Below are 10,682 nucleotides of genomic sequence, written 5' to 3' on the forward strand. Positions count from 1 at the left end.
ACGGCTCGGCGCCGCCCGGGCCGCCGGGCTTCCCGCCCGGGCCGTCCGGGCCGCCGGGCTTCCCGCCGGGGCCGTCCGGGGCGCCGCGCGGGTCCCCGCCCCCGGCCCCCTTGCCGCCGTTGCCGCCGTTGCCGCCACCATCGTTCACAGCCGCTCCACCGTGCCGTCCGCGACCGAGAACCGCGCCCCGCTGAGCACGCCCGGCACGTCGTCGTCCACCGCCGCCGTCACGAGCACCTGCTCGCCGTGCGCCACCAGTTCCGCGAGCCGCTCGCGCCGCCTGACGTCCAGCTCGGCGAAGACGTCGTCGAGCACCAGCACCGGCTCCGGCCCCTCCGCCCGCAGCAGTTCGTACGAGGCGAGGCGCAGCGCCAGCGCGTACGACCAGGACTCCCCGTGGCTCGCGTACCCCTTGGCGGGCAGTTCGCCGAGCTTCAGGACCAGGTCGTCGCGGTGCGGCCCGACGAGCGTCACCCCGCGCTCGACCTCCTGTTTGCGGACCGCGCCCAGCGCCGAGAGCAGTTGGGCGCGCAGTCCCTCCCGGCCCTCGGCCGCGGCGCCCCCGGCGGCCTGTTCCGCCGCCGAGGAGCGGTACTCCAGGAGGACCGGGCCGCCGCCCGGCGCCACGTCCCCGTACGCCTTGTCGGCGAGCGGCCCCAGCGCCGCCACCAGGTCCGCGCGCTGCGCGAGCACTTCCGCGCCGACCTCCGCCAGGTGCTGGTCCCACACGTCGAGCGTCGACAGGTCCATCCCGCGCCCGCCGTGCCTGCGGGCCATCGCCGCCGATTTGAGCAGGGTGTTGCGCTGCTTGAGCACCCGGTCGTAGTCCGAGCGCACGCCCGCCATGCGCGGCACGCGGGCCGTCACCAGCTCGTCGAGGAACTTGCGGCGCTCGCCCGGGTCGCCCTTCACGAGCGCCAGGTCCTCCGGCGCGAACAGGACCGTCCGCACGATCCCCAGCACGTCACGCGGCCGGACCTGGGAGGAGCGGTTGATCCGCGCACGGTTGGCGCGGCCCGGATTCAGCTCGATCTCCACAAGCTGTGAACGCTCGCCCTGCGTCACCGCCGCGCGGATCACGGCCCGCTCGGCGCCCGCCCGCACCAGCGGCGCGTCCGAGGACACCCGGTGGCTGCCCAGGGTCGCCAGATACCCCACGGCCTCGACGAGGTTGGTCTTGCCCTGGCCGTTCGCCCCCACGAAAACACTCACGCCCGGACCGAGGGGTACCTCGATCCGGGCGTACGAGCGGAAGTCGGCCAGCGACAGGTGCGTGACGTGCATGGCGGTGCGCAGGCCTCCCGGTGGCGGCCGCCGTCCGGCCGGCACCGGGCAGCGGTCCGCCCTACTTGTCGGACTTCTTGCTCTTCTTCATCGCCTTCGCCTCGGCGGCGTTGGCCTCGACGGCGTGGCCGCCGAACTGGTTGCGCAGGGCGGCGACCATCTTCATCTGCGGGGAGTCGTCCTGACGCGAGGAGAACCGCGCGAACAGCGACGCCGTGATCGCGGGCAGCGGCACCGCGTGGTCGATCGCCGCCTCCACCGTCCACCGGCCCTCGCCGGAGTCCGCCGCGTAGCCCTTGAGCTCCTCGAGGTGCTCGTCGCCGTCCAGCGCGTTGACGGCCAGGTCCAGCAGCCAGGAACGGATGACCGTCCCCTCCTGCCAGGACCGGAACACCTCGCGCACGTCCGTGACCGAGCCGACCTTCTCCAGCAGCTCCCAGCCCTCGGCGTACGCCTGCATCATGGCGTACTCGATGCCGTTGTGGACCATCTTGGCGAAGTGGCCCGCGCCGACCTTGCCGGCGTGCACGGCGCCGAAGTCGCCCTCGGGCTTCAGCGCGTCGAAGACCGGCTTGACCTTCTCGACGTCGTCCGGCGTGCCGCCGTACATCAGCGCGTAGCCGTTCTCCAGGCCCCAGACACCGCCGGAGACGCCGCAGTCGACGAAGCCGATGCCCTTGATGCCCAGCTCGACGGCGTGCCGCTCGTCCTCGGTCCAGCGCGAGTTGCCGCCGTCCACGACGACGTCACCGGGGGACAGCAGGTCGGCCAGCTCGTCGATGGTGGACTGGGTCGCGGCGCCGGCCGGCACCATCACCCACACGACGCGCGGGCCCTTCAGCTTGTCCACGAGCTCCTTGAGGCTGTGGACGTCGGCGACGTCGGGGTTGCGGTCGTAACCGACGACGGTGTGGCCCGCGCGGCGAAGACGCTCGCGCATGTTGCCGCCCATCTTGCCGAGACCGATGAGACCGAGCTCCATCAGGGAATCCTTAACGTCGTGGCGATGCGTACCCGGGCCCGAGCCTACGCCGCGGGCCCCCGGCTCACCTGCGGGGTCAGCCGCTCAGGCGTACGGGCATGATCAGGTACTTGTACGCCTCGTCCGCCTCGGCGTCGACGGCCGGGCGGCCGCTCAGCAGAGCGGGCTTCGTCGACGTCGTGAACGACAGCTGCGCGGCGGGCGAGTCGATCGCGCTCAGGCCGTCGAGCAGGAACGTCGGGTTGAACGCGATCGAGATGTCGTCGCCCTCGAGCTGCGCGTCGACCCTTTCCACAGCCTGTGCGTCGTCGCTGGAGCCCGCCTCGAGGATGAGCACGCCCTGCTCGAAGCTCAGCCGCACCGGCGTGTTGCGCTCCGCGACCAGCGCCACGCGCTTGACGGCCTCCACGAACGGCGCCGTCTCGATCACGGCGACCGAGTTGAACTCGGTCGGGAACAGCGTGCGGTACTTGGGCAGGTCGCCCTCGAGCAGCCGCGTGGTCGTACGCCGGCCGGCGCCCTCGAAGCCGATGAGGCCCTCGCCGGCGCCGGCCCCCGCGAGCGCGAGGGTCACGGTGTCGCCGCTGGTCAGGGCCTTCGCCGTGTCCAGCAGGGTCTTCGCGGGCACCAGGGCGACCGCGGAGATGTCGGAGGACTCGGGCTTCCAGAGGAACTCGCGGACCGCGAAGCGGTAGCGGTCGGTCGACGCGAGGGTGACCGTGTCGCCCTCGATCTCGATCCGCACGCCGGTGAGCACCGGCAGCGTGTCGTCGCGGCCGGCGGCGATGGCGACCTGGGCGGCGGCGGACGCGAAGACCTCACCGGGGACGGTGCCCGTGGCCGTCGGCATCTGCGGCAGCGCCGGGTACTCCTCCACAGGCAGTGTGTGGAGGGTGAAGCGGGAGGAGCCGCAGACCACGGTCGCCCGTACACCGTCTGTGGAGATCTCCACGGGGCGGTTGGGGAGGGCGCGGCAGATGTCGGCGAGGAGCCGGCCGGAGACGAGGACCGTCCCGTCCTCCTCGACCTCGGCCTCCACCGAGACGCGGGCCGAGACCTCGTAGTCGAAGCTGGAGAAGCTCAGAGCGCCGTCCTCGGCCTTCAGCAGCAGTCCTGCGAGGACCGGCGCCGGCGGACGGGCCGGAAGGCTGCGGGCCACCCAGGCCACCGCCTCCGCGAGTACATCGCGCTCCACCCGGATCTTCACCGTAAGCCGCCTCCTGCTGTTGCTGCGCCCTGCTGGCCTTGTCGGCACGCTCCCCGCAGCGGGGCCGGAGGAGCGGTTGCCGGGGACCAGTCTGACCTACCGCACTGACAGCTGTTGCTGCTCCCGGTCAAATCGCGGCGGGCGGGTCCGGGGCGAGTTACGCACAGCCCCCACTTCGAAGCGGATTCCCAGCTAACTCTATGTGGGAGTAGTAGTAGGGGCTGTGGAAACCGTGGATAACGCCATTGGCGCAGGTCAGACACGGTTTTTTGTCCACTGGGCCTGTGGGCCGCACTCGTGGACAACCGGCCCTTTCTGTGGACAGGGGAAAGTTCTGCACACCCCATGCACAGCGGACGGCCACTTCTCCCCAGCTGCGTCCCCAGGTTTACCCACCTTGCCCACAGCCCAATCCGTGGACTTGGTGTGACGCCTTTCACTCTCGCCGGTGAGTCGGCGTGTCCCGTTGCCGAACAGTGGACGGCTCTGTGGACGAGCTGTGGGTAACGGGCCCGAGCCTGTGGGCCGCCGGTGGACAAGTCCGGCGCCCCGTTGACGGCCCTCTCCCCGTCCACAGGCTGTGGACAGAGGTCACGCACAAGCCCACAGGCGGTTGACCTGGCTTGATCATCCCCTGTCCGGGCCGGCTGTGGATACGTTCTGGACAACGAGGAAGTCCCCAGGGTGTGGACGCCGGAAAACGCGCTGATCTGTGGAGAAGCCGTTCCTCAGCCGTCCGGCCGACGCGGAATCGAACAGTTCCGCAGGTGGGGGCCGGGTTCCGGAGCCCTCGTCGGACGGCCGGCGAGGGCCGGAAGCGGTCGCGAGGGGACCGGAAGCAGCGACGAGGGGGGCCGTCCGAGGCGACTGGCGAGTCCCCTGGGCACGGCTCGGCATGGCACGGTTCGGCTCGGCACGCCGGGGCACGGTCGGCACGACACGGCAGGTACGGGAGGGCTGCGCGAGGGCGCCACGCGCGGCTACATGTCGTGGGGCGCCGGCAGCGGGCAGGGGAAGGGCGGAGGACGGAAGACGCCCCGGGCCGGATCGTCGGCCCGGGGCGCCCCGGTGGTGAAGGGCCCTCGCGGGCCGGTGGTGGAGGGCTCAGAGACGAGAGGCCCTCGGGAGCGCGCCCGCACCCCCCGTCGAGGGCCGGGCCGCCCGCTCAGCCGTTCTTGATGCGGTTGGTGAGCTCGGTCACCTGGTTGTAGATGGAGCGGCGCTCCGCCATCAGCGCGCGGATCTTGCGGTCCGCGTGCATCACGGTCGTGTGGTCGCGGCCACCGAACTGCGCGCCGATCTTCGGCAGCGAGAGGTCGGTCAGCTCCCGGCACAGGTACATCGCGATCTGCCGCGCGGTGACGAGCACCCTGCTGCGCGACGAGCCGCAGAGGTCCTCCACCGTCAGGCCGAAGTAGTCGGCCGTCGCCGCCATGATCGCCGCGGCCGTGATCTCGGGTGCCGCGTCCTCACCGCCGGGGATCAGGTCCTTCAGCACGATCTCGGTGAGCCCGAGGTCCACCGGCTGCCGGTTGAGCGACGCGAACGCCGTCACCCGGATCAGCGCGCCCTCCAGCTCGCGGATGTTGCGCGAGATGCGGGACGCGATGAACTCCAGGACCTCCGGCGGCGCGTTCAGCTGCTCCTGCACGGCCTTCTTGCGCAGGATCGCGATCCGGGTCTCCAGCTCCGGCGGCTGCACGTCGGTGGTCAGGCCCCACTCGAAGCGGTTGCGCAGCCGGTCCTCCAGCGTCATCAGCTGCTTGGGCGGCCGGTCGGAGGAGAGCACGATCTGCTTGTTCGCGTTGTGCAGGGTGTTGAAGGTGTGGAAGAACTCCTCCTGCGTCGACTCCTTGCTCGCGAGGAACTGGATGTCGTCGACGAGCAGGATGTCGACGTCCCGGTAGCGCTTGCGGAAGGTGTCGCCCTTGCCGTCGCGGATCGAGTTGATGAACTCGTTCGTGAACTCCTCCGAGCTCACGTACCGCACGCGGGTGCCGGGGAAGAGGCTGCGCGCGTAGTGGCCGATCGCGTGCAGGAGGTGGGTCTTGCCCAGGCCGGACTCGCCGTAGATGAAGAGCGGGTTGTACGCCTTGGCCGGCGCTTCGGCGACGGCGACGGCGGCCGCGTGCGCGAAGCGGTTCGACGCGCCGATGACGAACGTGTCGAAGAGGTACTTCGGGTTCAGGCGCGCGTGCGGCTCGCCCGGGCCGGGCGCCGGCGCGGGCTAGCCGGCCGAGGCCGCGGGGCTGCCGACCCTCGCCCAGCTCACCAGCGCGGAGCAGCGGTGGGCCGACCGCGAGGAGGACATCACCACGGTCGGCGGGGACCCCTTCGAGGTGGGCCAGGTCTTCGCGCGCCGGTGGCTGGAGCGGCTCGGCGAGGAGGGGCACGTCTCGGCGCTCTCCACGCTGTATCCGCGCATCCCCCACCGCATCGACGGCGAACTGCTGCGGTACGCGGCGCGCTTCGGCCTGCTCGCGCACAAGGACGACCAGATCGACGAGCACGACCGGTACGCGATCCGGGCGGGCTTCTGGCGCGAGATCGACGTCACCGCCGCGACCGGCCACTCCTCCGAACAGGCGTGAACACGGGCTGAACAGGGCCGATGCCCGGCCGGCCGGGCGCCCTCCGGGACGCCGCCGGCAGCCCGAGCGCGCCGGCGGCCCGGCCCCGGGGACTGCGGGACGGACGGACCACGTAATGTCGTACCTCGTGAGTACGGTGTGCGCGGTACGCGATCTGGTGAAGACGTACCCCGCCGCGCGCGGCAGGCGCGGCGCCCCCGGCACGCCGGAGGTGCGCGCCACCGACGGGATCAGCCTCGACGTGCGGCGCGGTGAGATCTTCGGACTGCTCGGGCCGAACGGCGCGGGCAAGTCCACCCTCGTGCGCCAGCTCACGGGCCTGATGCGGCCGGACGCCGGCAGCGTCGACGTGCTGGGGCACGACCTGGTGCGCCACCCGGAGCGCGCGTCGCGGCTGATCGGCTACCTCGGCCAGGAGTCGACCGCGCTGGACGAGCTGACCGTGTCGCTCGCCGCGGAGACGACGGGCAGGCTGCGCGGCCTGCCGCTGCGGCAGGCGCGCGCGGAGCGCGACGCGGTCCTCGCCGAGCTGGGCCTGGCGGAGATCGCCGCGCGGCCGCTGAAGAAGCTCTCCGGCGGCCAGCGGCGCCTCGCCTGCTTCGCGACGGCCCTGGTGGGCGAGCGCCCGGTCCTCGTCCTGGACGAACCCACCACCGGCATGGACCCGGTGGCGCGGCGCGCCGTGTGGGCGGCGGTCGACCGGCGGCGCGCCGAGCGTGGTACGACGGTGCTGCTCGTGACGCACAACGTGATCGAGGCGGAGACGGTCCTCGACCGGGTGGCGGTGCTGGAGCGCGGCCGGGTGATCGCCTGCGACACGCCCGCGGGGCTCAAGCAGCAGGTCGCGGGCGAGGTACGGGTGGAGCTGGTGTGGCGCGAGCAGGCGCCGCTGGAGGTGCCGGAGGTCGCGGCGCTGCGGGACGTCGCCCAGGAGTCCGGGCGCCGGTGGGTGCTCAGGCTCGCGCCCGACGAGGCGCGCGCGGCGGTCGCCGCGGTGACCGGCGGTGCCGCGTTCGCGTCGCTGGACGACTTCACGCTGGCGACGCCGAGCCTGGAGGACGTGTACCTGGCGCTCGGCGGCCGGGCGAAGGGGCTGGTGAAGGCATGAGGGGTGACAGGGTGTGAGTGTGCTGCCCACGGAGTCCGCCGAGGCGGGCACCGTCCCCGGCGCGGCCGGCCGGACGGCCGCCGCCGAGCGCGGCCACGAGTCGGCCGGGCGCCGGCAGGACGCGCCGGACGTACCGGACGTGCCGGCCGCCGGCCGCGCCGCGCCGCTCGCGCCGCGCGCGAAGCTGCTGCCGTCGCTGTCCGCGGTCTACCGGGCGCAGCTCTCGCGTGCCCGGGTCGCGAGGATCCCGCTGCTGTTCGTGGCGACGTTCCAGTCCGTGGGGATCATGGTCCTGATGCGGGGCGTCGTGGACGGCGGCCCGGGCGCGCGGGCCGTGGTCTCCGGGTCGAGCGTGCTCGTCGTCGCGTTCGTCGCCCTGAACCTGCTGGCGCAGTACTTCGGTCAGCTCCGGGCCAGCGGCGGCCTGGACCACTACGCGACCCTGCCGGTGCGGCCCGCGGCGGTCGTGCTCGGCGCGGCGGGCGCGTACGCGTCCTTCACCGTGCCCGGCACGGCGGTGACGGCGGTGGTGGGCAGCGCGCTGTTCCGGCTGCCCCTGAGCCACCTGTGGGTGCTGGCCGCGGTCATCCCGCTCGCGGGCGCCGCCCTCGCGGGCCTCGGCGCCGCGTTCGGGCTGCTGGCGCCGCGCCAGGAGGTCGCGACCCTGCTGGGGCAGCTCGGCATGTCCGCCGCGCTGCTGCTGGGCGTGCTGCCCGCCGGCCGGCTGCCCGAGCTGATCCGCTGGGCGCGGGACCTGCTGCCGTCCACGTACGGCGTGGAGGCCCTGGCCCGTACGTTCGACGCGCGGCCCGACTGGTCCGCGGTCGGCCTCGACCTGGCGGTCTGCGCGGCGGTGGGGGTCGTGTCGCTGGCCGTCGCCACCTGGGCGTACCGCAGGGCCGCGGTGCGCTGAACCCCCCGCGGCCCGCGTGGACCCGCCCCGGGAGTACGGGCGGTCCCGCGTGCGTGCCCTGCCGGAGCGGCGCACAGGCATGTTTGGCACGATGGCACGGTGAACGCACCGTTGACGCCTCCGCACAGCTCGTCCCCGGACCCCTGGCACCAGCCGGAGGAAGGGGCGCCGGGCGGCCCGTGGCCCGACCGGCCCGACACGCCGGCCGGCCCCGGCACGACGGCGGAGCTGGCGCAGTCCGCGCTGGTGCTCGTCGCCACGGCGGCGCTCGGGCTCCTGCTCGGCGCGCTGTGGGCCTGGCTCGCGCCGAAGGTCCCGCTCACCTCGGACAGCTCCGCGGTCCTGCTCAAGGACGTGGAGGGCGAGCAGGCGATCGGCGCGGACGGCACGTTCGTCCTGCTGGCGCTCGCGTTCGGCGTGGTCAGCGCCCTCGCCGTGTTCCTCTGGCGCAGGCGCGGCGGTGTGCCGCTGGTCTTCGGCCTCGCGCTCGGCGGGGTGGCGGCCTCGTTCGTCGCCTGGAAGTTCGGCCAGGCCCTGGGGCCGACGACCGACGTCGTCGCCCACGCCAAGCAGGTCGGCCAGGGCCACACGTTCGACGCCCCGCTGGAGCTCGGGATGAAGGGCGCGCTGCTGGCCTGGCCGGTGGCGGCGATGATCGTGCACCTCGGGCTGACGGCGCTCTTCGGCCCCCGCGACCCCGAACCGCAGGTGGAGTGGGACGGCACGCCCCGCTGACGCACAGCGCCGTCCGGCGCCTCGGCCCGCGCCGCCCGGTGCGGGCCGTGCCGTCTAGCCCTCCCGGGCCTCGTCGGCGGCCAGGTCGTCGAGGAACGCGAGGGCGTGGCGCCAGGTCCGTTCGGCCGCGTCCTCGCTGTAGTCCTCCGACGCGCCGTCCGTGAACAGGTGGCCGGCCCCCGGATAGCGGAAGATCTCCACGTCGGCGCCGGCGCGCCGCATCCGCAGGTACCAGGCCGTCAGCCAGTCGTGCGACTCGAACACGTCCGGGTCGGCCACGTGCAGCTGCACGGGCAGGTCGTCCACCGACGCCCCCTCCGCGATGTCGGAGGTGCCGTGCAGCAGGAGCAGTCCCCGGGCCCGCTCGTCGCCGAGCGCGAGGTTCTGCGCGATCGAGCCGCCCAGCGAGAACCCCGCGTACACGAGTCCGTTCTCCGAGTGGGGCGCGGCGGCGGCGACGGCACGCCGCAGCAGCTCGTCCGCGCCGATCTCCTCCTTGATCGCCAGCCCCTCGTCCATCGTCTCGGCGGTTTGCCCCCCGAAGAGGTCGGGAACGCGCACGGAATGCCCGGCGCCGCGGAGCCGATCGGCCGCCGCGTGGACCGCCGGGCGCAGGCCGAGGGCCGAGTGGAACAGCATGATCTCCATCCGGCCATCCTGCCACCGGCAACCGACCCCCACCGACCCCCACCGACCCCCACCGACCACGAGGGGACCATGAACGAAGCACTGCGACCACTGGCCGTCCTCGGCGGATCGGTGGTACTGACCCTGCTGCTCGGCTGGGCCGCGGACCTCCTGCTGCGGCGCCTCGACGAACGCCACCACGAGACGCCCCTGTGGGGCCTCATGCGGCGCTGCCGCATACCGCTGCAGGTCGTGCTGCTCTCGGGGCTGCTGCGCGGCAGCTACCGGCAGACCCGCTGGGCGTTCATCGTGCACCACGAGAACCGCATCGGGCAGATCCTGTCCCTGGTGATGATCGCGGCGGGCTCCTGGCTGCTGATCCGCATCGTCTCGGGCGCCGTGGAGGCGTCGTACGCCCGGTACGCGACCTCCACCCGCGACCCCATGCGGGTGCGGCGCGTACGCACCCAGGTCGTGCTGATCATGCGGATCGTGACGGCCGTCGTGGTGGTCGTCGCGATCGCCGCGATGCTGCTGACCTTCCCCGACATGCGGGCCGTGGGGACCTCGATGCTGGCGTCGGCGGGCATCATCGGCATCGTCGCCGGTGTCGCGGCACAGTCGACGCTGGGCAACCTGTTCGCGGGGTTCCAGATCGCGTTCGGCGACATGGTGCGCATCGGCGACACGGTCGTCGTCGACGGCGAGTGGGGCGTGATCGAGGAGGTCACGCTCACGTTCCTGGCCGTGCGGACGTGGGACGACCGGCGCATCACGATGCCGGTCTCGTACTTCACCAGCAAGCCGTTCGAGAACTGGTCCCGGGGCGGGTCCCAGATGAGCGGCACGGTCTTCTTCCAGCTCGACCACTCGGCGCCGGTACCGCTGATGCGCAAGAAGGTGCTGGAGATCCTGGAGGGCTGCGAGGCGTGGGACCGCCGGGGCTGGAGCCTCGCGGTCACGGACACGACGCCGACCTCGATGGAGGTCCGCGCCGTCGTCACGGCGAAGGACGCCGACGACATCTGGACGGTGCGGTGCGCGGTGCGCGAGCAGGTCATCGGCTGGCTCGCGGACGAGCACCCGTACGCCCTCCCCCACGTGGCGACGGCGCCCGCGCCGCTGCCGCACGAGTCCCGCTTCCCGGCGGCGGACGGCGTGCCGACTCCCCGGCAGCGCCGGGGTGCCGGGCGCCAGGACGTGCCCGCGCCGGACACGGGCCGCGGCTGACGGCC

At 73.2% G+C, this 10,682-nt stretch carries 8 protein-coding genes and 2 pseudogenes; 5 read left to right on the forward strand and 5 right to left on the reverse strand.

Features of this window, described 5'->3' with window-relative positions; genetic code table 11:
* Positions 1 to 144: 144 nt before the first annotated feature.
* From recF to dnaA, 4 genes and pseudogenes are all read right to left on the reverse strand, one after another.
* Positions 145 to 1,284: a DNA replication/repair protein RecF gene (gene recF, locus L1885_RS16175; RefSeq protein ID WP_235797820.1), complete on the reverse strand. Its 1,140-nt coding sequence runs from the start codon at positions 1,282 to 1,284 to the stop codon at positions 145 to 147.
* 61 nt (positions 1,285 to 1,345) lie between these two features.
* Positions 1,346 to 2,266 carry a phosphogluconate dehydrogenase (NAD(+)-dependent, decarboxylating) gene (gene gnd, locus L1885_RS16180; protein WP_235797821.1) on the reverse strand — a complete coding sequence of 307 codons (921 nt, stop codon included), beginning with the start codon at positions 2,264 to 2,266 and terminating at the stop codon, positions 1,346 to 1,348.
* Between the two features lie 76 nt (positions 2,267 to 2,342).
* Entirely contained in the window at positions 2,343 to 3,473 is a 1,131-nt protein-coding gene (gene dnaN, locus L1885_RS16185; protein WP_235797822.1) for a DNA polymerase III subunit beta, read from the reverse strand.
* A gap of 1,165 nt (positions 3,474 to 4,638) precedes the next feature.
* Positions 4,639 to 5,700 (reverse strand): annotated as a pseudogene (dnaA, locus tag L1885_RS16190) (chromosomal replication initiator protein DnaA); the annotation flags it as partial.
* Positions 5,701 to 5,704: 4 nt separating this feature from the next.
* Between dnaA and L1885_RS16195 the strand changes: the two are divergent.
* The 4 genes and pseudogenes from L1885_RS16195 to L1885_RS16210 form a co-directional block, all read left to right on the forward strand.
* Positions 5,705 to 6,064: pseudogene (locus tag L1885_RS16195) on the forward strand (NYN domain-containing protein); the annotation flags it as partial.
* Positions 6,065 to 6,179: 115 nt separating this feature from the next.
* Positions 6,180 to 7,172, forward strand: a complete 993-nt coding sequence (locus L1885_RS16200) for an ABC transporter ATP-binding protein (protein ID WP_235797823.1) — start codon at positions 6,180 to 6,182, stop codon at positions 7,170 to 7,172.
* A 139-nt stretch (positions 7,173 to 7,311) separates the two neighbouring features.
* The gene (locus tag L1885_RS16205; protein ID WP_235797827.1) at positions 7,312 to 8,085 is read left to right on the forward strand and encodes an ABC transporter permease; all 774 of its coding nucleotides are present in this window, start codon (positions 7,312 to 7,314) and stop codon (positions 8,083 to 8,085) included.
* 99 nt (positions 8,086 to 8,184) lie between these two features.
* Positions 8,185 to 8,820: a DUF2567 domain-containing protein gene (locus tag L1885_RS16210; RefSeq protein WP_235797824.1), complete on the forward strand. Its 636-nt coding sequence runs from the start codon at positions 8,185 to 8,187 to the stop codon at positions 8,818 to 8,820.
* A gap of 54 nt (positions 8,821 to 8,874) precedes the next feature.
* Here L1885_RS16210 and L1885_RS16215 read toward each other — a convergent pair whose 3' ends face one another.
* A complete protein-coding gene (locus L1885_RS16215; protein WP_235797825.1) occupies positions 8,875 to 9,468 on the reverse strand; it encodes a dienelactone hydrolase family protein in 594 nt (197 codons plus the stop codon).
* Between the two features lie 69 nt (positions 9,469 to 9,537).
* Between L1885_RS16215 and L1885_RS16220 the strand changes: the two genes are divergently transcribed.
* On the forward strand, positions 9,538 to 10,677 hold the full coding sequence (locus tag L1885_RS16220) for a mechanosensitive ion channel family protein (protein ID WP_235797826.1): 1,140 nt from the start codon (positions 9,538 to 9,540) through the stop codon (positions 10,675 to 10,677).
* Positions 10,678 to 10,682: the final 5 nt, after the last annotated feature.

It is taken from the genome of Streptomyces fuscigenes, from assembly GCF_021556455.1.
GTDB classification, from domain to species: Bacteria; Actinomycetota; Actinomycetes; order Streptomycetales; family Streptomycetaceae; genus Streptomyces; species Streptomyces fuscigenes.